The 14,573-nt window shown below is 69.1% G+C and carries 12 protein-coding genes; 7 read left to right on the top strand and 5 right to left on the bottom strand.

Going from position 1 to position 14,573, the window contains the following annotated elements; all coding sequences use genetic code 11:
- Positions 1-52 precede the first annotated feature (52 nt).
- From dapF to FND50_RS16120, 4 genes are all read left to right on the top strand, one after another.
- Complete coding sequence (dapF, locus tag FND50_RS16105; protein WP_144286345.1) at positions 53-922, top strand: diaminopimelate epimerase; 870 nt, start codon at positions 53-55, stop codon at positions 920-922.
- A gap of 58 nt (positions 923-980) precedes the next feature.
- Entirely contained in the window at positions 981-2,435 is a 1,455-nt protein-coding gene (gene hflX / locus FND50_RS16110) for a GTPase HflX (RefSeq protein ID WP_005240762.1), read from the top strand.
- Positions 2,428-3,543, top strand: coding sequence for a hypothetical protein (locus FND50_RS16115; RefSeq protein ID WP_144286346.1), 1,116 nt, complete (start codon positions 2,428-2,430; stop codon positions 3,541-3,543). The genes hflX and FND50_RS16115 overlap by 8 nt, the downstream gene beginning before the upstream one ends.
- Before the next feature lie 68 nt (positions 3,544-3,611).
- A complete protein-coding gene (locus FND50_RS16120) occupies positions 3,612-4,934 on the top strand; it encodes an esterase family protein (protein WP_144286347.1) in 1,323 nt (440 codons plus the stop codon).
- Positions 4,935-4,948: 14 nt separating this feature from the next.
- Here the strand turns inward: FND50_RS16120 and FND50_RS16125 are convergent, their stop codons facing one another.
- Genes FND50_RS16125 through FND50_RS16140 form a run of 4 tightly spaced genes read right to left on the bottom strand, consistent with a single transcriptional unit; the run spans position 4,949 to position 9,131 of the window.
- Entirely contained in the window at positions 4,949-5,206 is a 258-nt protein-coding gene (locus tag FND50_RS16125) for an HPr family phosphocarrier protein (RefSeq protein WP_005240765.1), read from the bottom strand.
- A gap of 55 nt (positions 5,207-5,261) precedes the next feature.
- Positions 5,262-7,370 (bottom strand): fructose-specific PTS transporter subunit EIIC, encoded by a 2,109-nt coding sequence (locus FND50_RS16130; protein WP_144286348.1) that lies wholly within the window; start codon positions 7,368-7,370, stop codon positions 5,262-5,264.
- A 16-nt stretch (positions 7,371-7,386) separates the two neighbouring features.
- Complete coding sequence (gene pfkB / locus FND50_RS16135; protein ID WP_144286349.1) at positions 7,387-8,367, bottom strand: 1-phosphofructokinase; 981 nt, start codon at positions 8,365-8,367, stop codon at positions 7,387-7,389.
- The gene (locus tag FND50_RS16140) at positions 8,364-9,131 is read right to left on the bottom strand and encodes a DeoR/GlpR family DNA-binding transcription regulator (RefSeq protein ID WP_005261129.1); all 768 of its coding nucleotides are present in this window, start codon (positions 9,129-9,131) and stop codon (positions 8,364-8,366) included. Before FND50_RS16140 ends, pfkB begins: the two co-directional genes overlap by 4 nt.
- Positions 9,132-9,328: 197 nt before the next feature.
- Between FND50_RS16140 and ptsP the strand changes: the two genes are divergently transcribed.
- The 3 genes from ptsP (at position 9,329) to FND50_RS16155 (ending at position 13,671) form a co-directional block, all read left to right on the top strand.
- A complete protein-coding gene (gene ptsP, locus FND50_RS16145; protein WP_144286350.1) occupies positions 9,329-10,999 on the top strand; it encodes a phosphoenolpyruvate--protein phosphotransferase in 1,671 nt (556 codons plus the stop codon).
- 156 nt (positions 11,000-11,155) lie between these two features.
- The gene (locus tag FND50_RS16150) at positions 11,156-12,397 is read left to right on the top strand and encodes a uracil-xanthine permease family protein (RefSeq protein WP_007296358.1); all 1,242 of its coding nucleotides are present in this window, start codon (positions 11,156-11,158) and stop codon (positions 12,395-12,397) included.
- Between the two features lie 131 nt (positions 12,398-12,528).
- Positions 12,529-13,671, top strand: coding sequence for an acyl-CoA dehydrogenase family protein (locus tag FND50_RS16155; RefSeq protein WP_144286351.1), 1,143 nt, complete (start codon positions 12,529-12,531; stop codon positions 13,669-13,671).
- A gap of 79 nt (positions 13,672-13,750) precedes the next feature.
- Here FND50_RS16155 and lexA read toward each other — a convergent pair whose 3' ends face one another.
- Positions 13,751-14,482 (bottom strand): transcriptional repressor LexA, encoded by a 732-nt coding sequence (gene lexA / locus FND50_RS16160; RefSeq protein ID WP_144286352.1) that lies wholly within the window; start codon positions 14,480-14,482, stop codon positions 13,751-13,753.
- Between the last annotated feature and the right edge of the window lie 91 nt (positions 14,483-14,573).

The raw sequence follows: 14,573 nt of genomic DNA on the forward strand, positions 1-14,573 counted from the left end.
GCGGTCGCGCAGATGAACAGCACCTGCTCGACCGTTGGTTAGAGTGGTGCGCATGGATTTCAGCAAGGGACACGGCACCGAGAACGACTTCGTGGTCCTCCCGGATCCCGACGTCCGCATCGACCTGTCGGCCCCTCGGGTAGCGGCGCTGTGCGATCGCAGGCGTGGGCTCGGCGCCGACGGAATCCTGCGCGTCGCGAAGGTCGGTGCGCTGGCCGCCGCCGGTGTGCTCGCCGAACTCCCGGACGGCACGTCCGAGGACGACTGGTTCATGGACTACCGCAACGCCGACGGCTCGATCGCGGAGATGTGCGGCAACGGCGTCCGTGTCTTCGCGCACTACCTCCGCGCGGCGGGGCTCGAGACACGCGACGAGTTCGTGGTCGGCAGCCGGGCCGGCGGCAAACCGGTGATCGTGCACTCGGCCGACGGCGCCTTCGGCGAGGTCACCGTCGACATGGGTGTGGTGCGGGATCTGGGAACCAGTGCCGCGACCATCGACGGCAAGGTGTTCAACGGAATCGGCATCGACGTCGGCAACCCGCACCTGGCGTGTGTCGATGCGCACCTCACGGCGGCGTCCCTGTCGGCCCTCGACCTGACGGCCGCACCCGGGTTCGATCCCGGCTTCTTCCCGCACGGCGTGAACGTGGAGATCCTCACCCGCATCGATTCCGGTGCCGTGGACATGCGGGTACACGAGCGCGGGGTCGGCGAAACACGGTCGTGCGGCACCGGGACGGTGGCCGCGGCCACCGCCGCTCTGCGCTTCGACGGGGCCGACTCCGGTGAGGTGAATGTCCGTATTCCCGGTGGTCAGGTCACCGTTGCGGTGTCCGACGGCCGGGCGACGTTGCGCGGACCGTCCGTCCTGGTGGCGTCCGGGAACCTCGACGACGGCTGGTGGAACGGCCTCGCCTGATCGCCCTGCGCGAAATGCACGTGCGCACCCTCGACATTCCGTGGGATCATGAGGGTGTATGACGAAAACACATCGCACAGAAGAATCGCCGATCTCCGACTCCACTGAGTTCGCCTACGACGACGGGCGGCCTTCGGTCGGCGAGATGCAACTCGAGGACCGCAGCGCGCTGCGCCGAGTTGCCGGGCTCTCCACCGAGCTCACAGACGTCACCGAGGTCGAATACCGACAGCTGCGCCTCGAACGCGTGGTGCTCGTCGGTGTCTGGACGCAGGGAACCGCGGCGCAGGCCGAATCCAGCATGGCCGAGCTCGCGGCTCTGGCCGAGACCGCCGGGTCCGAGGTCCTCGAGGGCCTCGTCCAGCGGCGGGACAAACCAGACGCGGCCACCTACATCGGTTCCGGCAAGGCCGAGGAACTCCGTGAGGTCGTCCTCTCGACCGGCGCCGACACCGTCATCTGCGACGGTGAACTCACTCCCGCGCAGCTGACCGCGCTGGAGAAGGTCGTCAAGGTCAAGGTCATCGACCGCACGGCCCTCATCCTCGACATCTTCGCTCAGCACGCGACGTCCAGGGAGGGCAAGGCGCAGGTTGCACTGGCCCAGATGGAATACATGCTGCCGCGACTGCGTGGCTGGGGTGAATCGATGTCCCGGCAGGCGGGTGGTCGCGCCGGCAGCAACGGCGGCGTGGGGCTGCGTGGTCCCGGTGAGACCAAGATCGAGACGGACCGCCGGCGAATCCGTGAGCGGATGGCGAAGCTGCGGCGCGAGATCAAGGGCATGAAGGCCGCCCGCGACACCAAACGCACCAGGCGTCTGCGGAGCGAGACCCCGTCCATCGCGATCGTCGGATACACCAACGCAGGCAAGTCGAGCCTGCTCAACGCTTTGACCGGGTCCGGGGTGCTGGTGCAGAACGCGCTGTTCGCCACCCTCGACCCCACCACCCGGCGGGCGGCGCTGGACGACGGCCGCGAGTACGTCCTCACCGACACCGTCGGGTTCGTCCGGCACCTGCCGACGCAGCTGATCGAGGCGTTCCGCTCGACGCTCGAGGAAGTCACGGACGCGGATCTGCTGCTTCACGTCGTCGACGGTTCCGATCCGCTGCCCACGGATCAGATCAGGGCCGTCCACGAGGTGATCACCGAGGTGATCCGGGAGAACGACGCCGCAGCGCCGCCGGAACTCATCGTGGTGAACAAGATCGACGCGGCCGACCCGGTCACGCTGACCCAGCTGCGCGGCCTGCTGCCCGGAGCGGCGTTCGTCTCCGCCCGGACCGGGGAAGGCATCGCCGAGTTGCGCGCGCATCTCAGCGATGTGCTGGTCCGCCCGGAGATCGAGGTCAGCGTTCTCCTCCCGTACAACCGGGGAGACCTGATGGCCCGGATCCACTCGGACGGACAGATCCTCGACTCGTCCCACGAAGAGGACGGCACGCGCGTCCACGCGCGGGTGCCCGAAGCGCTGGCGTCGGCACTGGTTCAGTACAGCGGCAGTGCCTGACCGCTCACGGTGGTCGGCCCGTGTCGCGGTCGCGGTTCTCGCTGCGTGCACACCGCTCGCGGCGGCGGGTTCCGGGTCCGCAGAGCCGTTCTTCCGCGATCAGACCGCCGTCGACGCGTCGGAATTCGGTCCGCTCTGCACTCCCGACGATTCGGGGGTCGGCACCCCGGACGAGGCCTCGCTGGAAGAGCTGTCGGGGCTCGTGTCGGCGGGGAGACTGCTCTACGCGGTCGGTGACAGCGGGTCCGATCGCGCGGTCGCGGTGATGGACGGGAACTGCGCCGTGCAGCGGTGGCTTCCGCTGCCGGTCGATCCGTACGACGTCGAGGACATGGCCTCCGGCCCCGACGGCCGGCTGTGGCTCGCCGACACCGGGGACAACGGACGCCGACGCGACACGGTGGCACTGATCGCGATGGACCGCGACACCGGCGCAGGGGAACTGCATCGGCTGACGTATCCGGACGGCCCGCACGACGCCGAGACCGTTCTCGTACAGCACGATGGCACCCCGCTGATCGTCACGAAGGAAGTGTTCGGGGCGGGCAACGTGTACCGTCCTGCGGGGGGCGCCGGTGTGGGCGGCCTCGCCAGCCCCGGCCCGACCCCGCTCGAGAAAGTGGGGACGCTGGACGTCGCCGAGACGAACGGCGCCGACGACGCCACCACCGGGAGCGGCACCACGGCTCCGGCCCTGCATTCGACGATGTTCACCGGCGGCGCCGTGTCCGCCGACGGAACCGTGGCCGCCGTCCGCAGCTACTCCGACGTGTTCCTGTTCTCGGCGCCGGACGGCGACCTGGCCGCCGCGTTCGCCGCGGGGCCGGTGGTGCGCGCACACGTGCCGCAGCAGCCGCAGGGGGAGTCGATCGCGTTCACCGAGAACGGCGACCTGCTGATCGCCTCCGAGGCGCGGGAGGGCTCCGTTCCGCCGATTCAGGCGCTGCCCGGGGCGGTGTCGAGGGTGCAGCAGCAGGCCCGCACGGAGACAGTCGCGGACGAGGCATCGGCGCATTCGTCGGGAAAGTTGTGGGGGATCGGCATCGCCGGCGGCGCGGTCGTGCTCGTGGTCGGCGCCGGCTTCCTGGTCCGCCGCCGTGCCCGATAGGTCTGTTTTGCGAGAAATGCTGCGAGCCTGATTCTTTCGGTGGCCGGCACGGTGTGAATACTGGCGGGGTGCAGGCCCACGAGTTGTTGTCGCGTATCGCCCACCTGTCACTCGAGCACGGTCGCGCCCAGACCGCATCGACCGTCGCCGTGGTGGCGGGCACCGTCGTAATGCTCGCGGCGTCGCGTTCCGCCCGGCCGCCGATCCTCCGCGCCGCGGCAGTCGCGGTGCCCGTGACCGTGGTGATCGGGGGTGCCGTGTGGGCGACGTACCGGCCGCTTCCCAATCAGATACCGCCGGCGGGATACGCGTGGATCTGGCTCGCCGTCGGCACCCTCGTACTCGCAGCGGCTCTCCTGCTCCGGAAGCCCGGCGTCCGGCGCGCAGTGGTGATCGGGACGGCGGGTGCCATGGTCGCGGCCGCGGCGGTCGGGCAGGTCAATGCGGAGGTCGGCGTCTTCCCGACCGTCGGTTCGCTGGCCGGGCACCGCCCGCCGACGGTAGTCGAGCCGGTGTCGTTCGGTGCCGTCCCCGGGTTCGAGAGCGCCGTGCAATCCGGGATCCCGATGGACTCGGTGTGGACACATCCGGTGCGCACACCCGGCTCCGGTGTGGTGACGGAAGTGGAGATCCCCGGCACCGAATCCGGATTTCCGGCCCGGCCGGCCGTGTTGTATCTGCCGCCGGCGTACCTGACGTCGCCCCGCGCCGTGCTCCCCGTCATGGTGATGATCGCGGGACAGCCGGGGCGCCCCCAGGACTGGTTCGGCAGCGGACGACTGGGGTCCACGGTGGACGCGTATGCCGCGCGGCACGACGGCCTCGCGCCGGTCGTCGTAGTGGTCGACGCACTGGGTTCGCAGGACGCGAATCCGCTGTGCCTGGATTCGGCGCTGGGCAATGCTGCCACCTATGTGGCCCGCGACGTGCCCGCGTGGATCGAGAAGTCCCTGCAGGTGTCTCGCGATCCGGCGCAGTGGGCGATCGGCGGATTCTCGTACGGAGGAACCTGTTCGATCCAGCTGGCCGTGAACTATCCGGCGATCTACCCGACGTTTCTCGACTTCCTCGGTCAGGACGAGCCCTCGCTGGGCGATCACGCGGGGACGGTTGCGGCGACGTTCGCCGGCGACGAGCGTGCGTTCGCGGCGGTCAATCCGGTCGACGTGCTGAGGACGCGGCAGTTCCCGGAGCTGACCGGGGTGTTCGTCGCCGGGGCGGCGGACGACGAATACCGCCCGCAGCAGCAGCGGATGTTCGCTGCCGCGCGGGCGGCCGGTCTGAACGTGCGGTACTACGAGCTCCCCGGTGGCCACGAGGGCGCAACCTGGGGTGCGGCGCTCGAGCGGGAGATGGACTGGACCGGCCGTCAGCTGGGTCTCACCAGCTGACGGCCGGAGAGCGGTCAGGCGTCGAGGTCGGCCGCCACCAGCTGGGCCACCTTTTCGACGGCGTCGGCGTCGTCGCTGGTGACCGTGACGTCGGTGCCCTTGGTGGCGCCGAGCGTCATGATGAGCAGTGCGGAACCGGCGTCCACGGGTTCGCTGTCCGCCACGGCCAGTGTGACGGGCACACCGGCGGCGGCGACCGCTTCGGCGATGACGGCGGCGGGACGGGCGTGCAGGCCGATGGACGAACCGACGGCGACTGTGGTGCTGGGCATGGACTCTCTCCTCTGTCGGGGGGTGGTGCGGGACGAGCGGGTCGATCTGTTTCTCTTACGCTGCGACTGTCGCAACGTCGGGGTCGAGTTCGGCGTCGGACGCGCCGGGCTTGATGAATTCCTTGGCGCCGACGACGCACAGCGCGGCGACGACTACACCGGCGGCCAGCGCCACCAGGAACCACAGCAGGTTGCCGATGGCGAAGAAGACGAAGATTCCGCCGTGCGGTGCGCTGAGGGTGACGTTGAACGCCATGATCAGGGCGCCGGTGACGGCGCCGCCGGCCATCATCGAGGGAATGACGCGCAGCGGGTCGGCGGCGGCGAACGGAATGGCACCTTCGGAGATGAACGCCGAGCCGAGAAGCCAGGCCGCCTTGCCGTTTTCGCGTTCCGCCTCGCTGAACAGGCTGGGACGCAGGACGGTCGACGCGAGAGCCATCGCCAGCGGCGGGACCATGCCCGCAGCCATCACGGCCGCCATGATCCGCAGCGAGGCGGGATCGTTGACGTTGAGGCCGGCCACCGCGAACGCGTAGGCGGCCTTGTTCACCGGGCCACCGAGGTCGAAGCACATCATCAGGCCGAGGATGATGCCGAGGAAGATGACGGAGCTGCCGGACAGACCGTTGAGCCAGTTCGTCAGTCCCGACGTGATCGAGGCGAGCGGACGGCCCAGGACCAGGAACATGAGTGCGCCGACGATCAGCGTCGCGAACAGCGGGATGATCACCACCGGCATCAGGCCGCGCAACCACTGGGGAACCGGGATCCGGCTGATCCACAGCGCGACCACGCCGGCGATCAGACCACCGACGAGGCCTCCGATGAATCCGGCGCCGACGAAGACAGCCACGGCGCCCGCGGTGAAGCCCGGAGCCAGACCGGGCCGGTCGGCGATGGCGAAGGCGATGTAACCGGCCAGAGCGGGTACGAGGAAGCTGAACGCCAGCGAACCCAGTTGGAACAGCACCGCGCCCAGGTACGTCGCCAGGCCACCCTCGGGGAGTTGGCCGAGGGAGTTGCTGAGGACGATGTCCTCCGCGGGACCGGAGATCTCGTACCCGCCGAGCAGGAAGCCGAGGGCGATCAGCAGACCGCCGGCGGCGACGAACGGGATCATGTAACTGACACCGGTGAGCAGCACCTGGCGCAGGTGGGTGCCCCAGCCGATCGATCCGGCCGGCTCGTCCGCCGCGCTGCCGGCGCTACCGGCGTCCACGGTGGCCGCGGACGGGTTCATGCCCGCGCGCAGTGCCTCGGTGATCATGGTGTCGGGCTCGTTGATGGCGCGCTTGACGCCCGACGCCACCACCGGCTTGCCTGCGAAGCGTTCCTTGCCTTTCACCCCGACATCGGTGGCGAAGATGACGGCGGACGCGCCCGCGATCACTCCCGGGGCCAGCGGTGTGCTTCCGCTCGAACCCTGAGTCTCCACGTGGACGACGACGCCTGCGCGTTCGCCGGCGGCGACGAGGGAGTCGGCGGCCATGTACGTGTGGGCGATGCCGGTCGGGCAGGCCGTGACCGCGACGATGTGCTTCGGTCCCTCTTCGGGCTCGGGTTCCTTCTCCGGGGCGACCGGTTCGGGCTTCGGAGCCGGGGCCGCGGAGGCCGCGGAGGCCGCCACGGGTGCTGCGGCTGCGGGAGCGGCGGCCGCCGGCGTGGCGGCGGGTGCGGGTGCGGGTGCCAGGACGTCGTTCACCAGGGTGACGATCTCGGCGGGGGACTTCGCATCACGGAGCGCTCCGACGAAGGCGGGGCGAACCAGCGCCCGCGCGAGCGAGGAGAGCAGCTTCATGTGCTCCGCGCCCGCACCTTCGGGCGCGGCGATGAGGAACACCAGATCTGCAGGTCCGTCAGGGGCACCGAAGTCGACCTTCGGGGCGAGCCGGGCGAATCCGAGGGACGCCGCCACAACAGCTTCGGAACGGCAGTGTGGGATCGCGATCCCACCGGGAAGTCCCGTAGCCGATTGTGATTCACGCGCCAGTGCGGCGTCGCGGAGAGCGTCGGCTTCGGTGGCGCGACCGGCGTCGGCCAGACGCCGGGAGAGCGCGGAGATCACGTCCTCCTTGGAGGCTCCGAGGTCGGTGTCCAGGGAGATCAGATCTTCGCTGATGATCTGCGGCCCCGAATCGCGGTCGGGTGTCGAGTGAGACATGGTGTTTCCTTCTGGTTCAGGCCGGATCGGGGGCGGGGGAGATGAGGGCGGTGACAGTGACGGCGTCGATGTCGACGTGTTCGGGGGTCGGCAGGGTGGTGCCGGGAAGGGCTGCTGCCGCGCTGCCGTAGGCGACGGCGGATCGGAGGCAGTCCGCGGGGGTCGCGCCGGACATCTGCGCTGCCAGGTAGCCAGCCAGCGACGAGTCGCCGGCGCCGACGGTGCTGCGGGCAACGATCGGTGGTGGCGTGGCCCACCAGGCGCCGGCCTCCGTCACGAGAACCGCACCCGCGGCACCGAGCGTGGCGAGGACGGCTTCGACCCCGCGGTCCACGAGTTGCCTGCCGGCATGGGCGGTGGCCGTCGGGTCCCCGCGCAGCGCGGATTCCTCGAGCAACTGCCCGTCGGCGCCGGTGAGCTGAGCGAGTTCCTCGCTGTTCGGTTTCACGAGGTCGGGGGCGGCCGCGGGGAACCGTTCCGCGAGCGCGAGCAGCGGGGCGTCCGACGTGTCGACGGCGACTCGGCATGGTGCCGAGCGGAGTGCCTCGACGAGCGTGGCGTACCAGTCGGTGGGAATGCCCGGGGGAAGGGAACCGGACAGCACGACCCACTCGGCCCGGGACCCGCGTTTGATGATCTCCGACTGCAGATCGGCGAGGGACTCGGCCGACATGACGACGCCGGGTTCGTTGACCTTGGTGGTGGTGCCGTCGGGTTCGGTGATGGTGATGTTGGTGCGCGCCGGACCGGACGTCGCCACGGTCACGTGCTCGATCCCGTGCTCGGACAGGGCGGTGAGCAGGGGATCACCCTCGTTGCCCGGGAGTACCGCGACAGCGGCGACACCGGCCGACGTGAGCGCGCGGGCGACGTTGACGCCCTTGCCTCCCGGGTCGCTGTGGGTGGCGGCCGCGCGCAGAACGGTTCCTCGTTCGAGGCGCCCCACCAGGTTGACGGTGCGGTCGATGCTCGGATTGGCGGTCAGCGTGACGATCATGCGATCACCACCTCGATTCCCTGGTCGTGGAAGTGGGCTCGGTCTGCGGAACTGATGTCGGCGTCGGTGACGAGGATGTCGACGCTGTGGATGGGGGCGAAGCTCACGAGGTGTTCCCTCCCGACCTTCGACGAGTCGGCGACCACGACGACGTGGTTGGCGCACCGGACCATCGCGCGCTTGACCGCGGCCTCCTCGGTGTCCGGTGTGGACAGGCCGTGGCCGACGCTGAGCGCGTTGGTGCCGATGAACGCGACGTCGACGCGGAGGACGTCGAGGATGCGCAGCGCCTCCTCGCCGACGGCGGCCTGCGTGATGCCGCGCACCCGGCCGCCCAGCATGTGGAGCGTCACCGAATTGAGTCCCGCGAGCCGGGCTGCGATCGGCACGGAGTTGGTGATCACGGTGAGGTCCAGATCGGACGGGAGTTCCGGGATGATGCGCCCCGTCGTGGTTCCCGCGTCGAACAGCACGCTGCCACCGGACGGAGGCAGGTAGGCGGCGGCGCGCTTGGCGATCCGGTCCTTCTGCTCGGCGCGGGTGTGATCGCGCTCCGTCATGCCGGGCTCGGTGACCGTGAGGGACCCCGCAGGCACCGCGCCGCCGTGCACGCGGCGGACGTGGCCGAGACGCTCGAGAAGAGCGAGGTCACGGCGCACGGTCTCGGTGGTGACGCCGAACGTGTCGGAGAGGTCCGCGACCGACATGCGTCCCCGCTGCGAGATCAGCGTGGTGACCGCTTGCTGGCGTTCTTCCGGATACACCGTGACCCCGTTCCTGTTCTCGTCGGTGAAGTGTTCGGTGATGTGATCCGTTATGGTCTGCATCACACGAAATGTTGTGTCATGTTGTTTTACGCCCGAGTGTGTTGACATGTCAAGAGTTGAGAGTAATCTCCGTCACATAGTCGATTCGCATTTCCGACTGTGTGAAGACAGAACGAGCCGGCCAGGAGGACCCGATGACCGAAGACCGTGAAATCGTGCGAGGTACGCCGGTGGTACCCGGCATTGCCTACGCGCCGGTGATCTGGCCGGCTCCGCGGCCGGAGGTCGCACCCGGATCGGCCAGGATCGACGAGGCGTCGCGCGACGCGGAGAAGGTCCGCTTCGAGGAAGCGGCCGCCGTCGTGTCGCAACGACTCCGCGACCGCGCGGCGAGCGTCTCCGGGGCCGCGGCAGAGGTGCTGCAGGCGAACGCGGCGATGGCTGCCGACCGCGGCTGGCTCGGTGCCGCGCAGAAGCTGATCGCCGGTGGAGCCCCGGCCGAGGAAGCGGCGGCCGAAGCCACCGAGCAGTTCGCCACCCTGTTCACCAAGATGGGCGGGCTGATGGCCGAACGGGTGACCGACCTGCGCGACATCCGGGACCGCGTCGTGTCCGAACTCCTCGGCCTGCCCGAACCCGGCATCCCCGTGCCCACGACACCGTCGATCCTGTGTGCCCAGGACCTCGCGCCCGCCGACACCGCCGGTCTCGATCCCGAATTGATCGTCGGACTCGTGACCGTCCTCGGCGGCCCGACGAGCCACACCGCGATCATCTCGCGGCAGCTGGGCATTCCGTGTGTGGTCGCGGTGCGTGACCTCGAATCCGTCGTCGCGGGCACTCCCGTCCTCCTCGACGGGTCGGCGGGTGAACTCGTGGTCGAACCGGACCCCGTGGAGGCCCGTGCCGCCGTGGAACACGGCCGCGCCGAACGGATCCGCATCCAGTCGTGGGAAGGACCCGGCCGCACGAGCGACGGGCATTCCGTGTCGATTCTGGCCAACGTCCAGGACGGGGCCGGTGCGCGCTCGGCGGCCACGACCGCCGCCGAGGGCGTCGGACTGTTCCGCACCGAGTTGTGCTTCCTGGACCGCGATTCCGAGCCCGGTGTCGACGAGCAGGCCAAGATCTACGGAGAGGTGCTCGACGCGTTCGCCGGCCGGAAGGTGGTGATCCGGACGCTCGACGCGGGATCGGACAAGCCGCTGCGCTTCGCCAACCACGCAGAAGAGGCGAACCCGGCGCTCGGGGTCCGCGGAATCCGGATCGCCGAACAGAACCCGGGAATCCTCAGCAGGCAACTCGACGCCGTCGCCGCCGCGGCGAAGCAGACACAGTCGCAGCCGTGGGTGATGGCGCCGATGATCTCGACTCCCGCCGAGGCCGAATCCTTCGCGACGGAGGTCCGCGCCCGCGGACTCGTGCCCGGCGTGATGGTCGAAGTACCGGCCGCCGCGCTTCTGGCCGACCGCCTCCTGCGCCACGTCGACTTCCTGTCCATCGGCACGAACGACCTCGCGCAGTACACGATGGCCGCCGACCGGATGTCCTCCGACCTGGCATCGCTCACCGACCCCTGGCAACCGGCGGTCCTCGCGCTCGTCGCCCGCACGGCCGAGGCGGGCATCGCGGCGGGCAAACCGGTCGGCGTCTGCGGCGAGGCGGCCGCCGACCCGCTACTCGCCTGCGTGCTGATCGGACTCGGGGTCACGTCGCTGTCCTGCGCCGGTGCCGCCGTGTCCGGTGTCGGGGCGAAGGTGGGATCGGTCTCGCTGGACGACTGCCGTCGTGCCGCCGAGGACGTGCTCGCCACGAGTGATCCGGCGGAGGCGCGGGCCGCGGCGGTACGGGTGCTGGGCGCGTAGTCCCGGTTTGCCGCGGGATCCGGTCCCGAAGACGCGAAACTCCCAGATCGTGCCTACTATTGGCGAACTGTGACGAAAAGAGAAACCGACGCCCCCGACGGTCCGGCCGGCGGCTCTGCCGGCCCGTCCACCCCCACGCGGGCGTTCGGGTGGACGATGCACGGCGACGGCAGGCGGATCGGTGAGGGTGAGGTGGTCGCTCCCGGCGAGCGCCTCACCTGGCCGCGCACAGTCGGAATCGGGATGCAGCACGTCATCGCGATGTTCGGCGCCACCCTCCTGGTGCCGACCATCACCGGGTTTCCGGTCACTACGACACTGCTGTTCTCGGGTATCGGTACGGCCCTGTTCCTGCTCATCACCCGCGGCCGCATCCCCAGCTATCTCGGGTCGTCGTTCGCGTTCATCGCGCCGCTGACGGCGTCGCAGAGTTCGGGTCCCGCCGCGCAACTCGGCGGCGTCGCCGCGGCGGGTCTGTTGCTGCTCGTGGTGGGCATCGCGGTGAAGCTGGCCGGATCGCGGGTCATCGACGCCGTCATGCCACCCGTCGTCACCGGCGCCGTGGTCGCCCTGATCGGGCTCAATCTCGCACCCACCGCGGTGGATTCGTTCGAATCGCAACCGCTGATCGCCGGGGTGACCCTGCTGGCGATCCTGCTCGTGACAGTGCTCGGTCCGGGACTGCTGGGCCGTCTCGGAATCCTCGTCGGTGTCGTCGTCGGCTGGGTGTTCGCCGCCGTGATCGGCGGGCTCGCCGAGGAGCGGGTCACAGCGCTGCGGGAGGCGGCCTGGTTCGGTGTGCCCGAATTACGGGGGCCGACGTTCGAATGGTCCGTGATCGCGCTGACCCTGCCGGTGGTCATCGTCCTGATCGCCGAGAACGTCGGCCACGTCAAGGCGGTGTCGGCCATGACGGGTCGGTCGCTCGACGACGTCGCCGGCGACGCCCTCGTCGCGGATGGACTGGCCACCACCCTCGCCGGATTCGGCGGCGGCTCCGGGACCACCACGTACGCCGAGAACATCGGAGTCATGGCCGCGACGCGGGTCTATTCCACCGCCGCCTACTGGGTCGCGGCCGCCACCGCCGTGGTCCTCGCGTTCTCACCGAAGTTCGGTGCCCTCGTGTTCACCGTGCCGAACGGTGTCATCGGCGGCGCCACCCTCGTGCTGTACGGACTGATCGGTGTCCTCGGTGTGCGCATCTGGATGGACGCCGAGGTGGATTTCACCGACCCCGTGAACCTCACCGTGGTCGCCGCGGCGCTCGTCGCCGGCATCGGCGACCTGACGCTGACGATCGGATCCGTGGAACTCGGTGGCATCGCGTGGGGTTCGGTGGGCATCCTCGTCGCCTACCCGGTGATGCGCTCGCTCGCGCGGTTCCGCAAGCCCTGAGACCGTGACCGGATGGGTCACGAATCCCGATCACCTGGGTCATTCACCACGTAGTTCCTCGCCTCTACCGTCGAACGAGACGTACCCAGATAGAACGAGACGTACCCAGATAGTTGATACGAGGAGTCGGCGTGGAGCGCACCCTGTTCGAACCGGAGCACGAACTGTTCCGGGAGTCGTACCGCAAGTTTCTCGCACAGCACGCCGAGCCGAACCACGCCAAGTGGGAAGAGCGGAACATCGTCGACCGCAGCCTGTGGGTCGAGGCCGGCAAGCAGGGCTTCCTCGGAATGGCCGTGCCGGAGGAATTCGGTGGCGGCGGAGTGCGCGACTTCCGGTACAACGCGATCGTCACCGAGGAGACCACCCGGGGCGGGTACAGCGGCATCGGCTTCACCCTGCACAACGACGTCGTCGCGCCGTACCTGCTCGAACTGAGCAACGAGGAGCAGAAGCAGCGCTGGCTGCCCGGCTTCGCGTCGGGTGAACTGATCACAGCCATCGCGATGACCGAGCCGGGCACGGGCAGCGACCTGCAGGGCATCAAGACCCGCGCCGTGCGCGACGGCGACGACTGGGTCCTCAACGGTTCGAAGACCTTCATCACGAACGGCATCAACGCCGACCTCGTGATCGTCGTCGCGTGTACCGATCCCGACAAGGGGGCGCAGGGATTCAGCCTCCTGGTCGTCGAACGGGACATGCCGGGCTTCGAACGTGGCCGCAACCTCGACAAGATCGGTATGAAGGCGCAGGACACCGCGGAACTCAGCTTCACCGATGTCCGCGTTCCCGCCGCCAACCTCCTCGGCGAGGAGGGGATGGGCTTCCTCTACCTGATGAAGAACCTTCCCCAGGAGCGGCTGTCGATCGCCGTGGTGGCCGCCGCCGCAATGGAATCGGCACTGGACATGACGATCCAGTACTGCCGCGACCGGAAGGCTTTCGGCAAGTCGATCGGCAGCTTCCAGAACACCCGCTTCGTGCTCGCCGAACTCGCCACCGAGGCAACGGCCGTCCGAGTCCTCGTCGACAAGTTCATCGAACTGCTGAACGACGAGAAGCTGTCGGTGCAGGACGCGGCGATGGCCAAGTGGTGGACCACCGAGGCGCAGGTCCGGCTGATCGACCGGTGCCTGCAGCTGCACGGCGGCTACGGATATATGAAGGAGTACCCGATCGCCAAGGCGTACATGGATTCTCGTGTCCAGACCATCTACGGCGGTACCACCGAGATCATGAAGGAAATCATCGGTCGCGGCCTCAATCTCTGACGAGGCACGACCTGCGTATCCGGGGTGGATGCGAGGAGGGCCCCACGGCGATCGCCGTGGGGCCCTCCTCGTGCCGGGACTAGATCTTGCGCATGACCGTGACGACCTTGCCCAGGACGACCGCGTCGTTGCCGGGGATCGGATCGAACAGCGGATTGTGCGGCATCAGCCACACCTCGTTCTCGGTGCGCTTGAACGTCTTGACGGTGGCTTCGCCGTCGATCATCGCTGCCACGATGTCTCCGTTCTCCGCCACGTTCTGCTGACGGACCACCACCCAGTCGCCGTCGCAGATCGCGGCATCGATCATCGATTCGCCGACGACCTTGAGCAGGAACAGCGAGCCCTGGCCCACCAGTTCGCGGGGAAGCGGGAAGACGTCCTCCACTGCTTCCTCGGCGAGGATCGGGCCACCGGCCGCGATCCGGCCGAGGACCGGGACGAACGTGGGTTCCGGCAGGAGTGCGCCGTCGGCGCCGGACTTGACCGCGGCCAACCCGACGGCGGCGGTGGCGTTCGCCGCGGCTCCCGCCGCCACCTCGTCGAGGCCGCGCACGTCCACGGCGCGAGGACGATTGGGATCCCGGCGGAGGAAGCCCTTCCGCTCCAGCGTGCGCAGCTGATGAGCGACGGACGACGTGGAAGTGAGCCCCACGGCGTCGCCGATCTCGCGGATGCTCGGCGGATATCCGCGCTCGTTCACGGACGTGCGAATCACCTCGAGGACACGGCGCTGCCGGTCGGTCAACCCGGCGGCGGAGCCACCGCTCACACGTGGAGTCGAACCGTCGGTCGAGCTGTCGTCCTTCATGGCGAGGTGCCTCCGTCTGTATGTGGATCTTCTCGGTATGGGTCGCATGTGACTGCTGTGCCGCGTGACACGAATCTATCCCGCTTTCCTC

This window comes from Rhodococcus sp. WB9 (assembly GCF_007558985.1).
GTDB lineage: Bacteria > Actinomycetota > Actinomycetes > Mycobacteriales > Mycobacteriaceae > Rhodococcus_F > Rhodococcus_F opacus.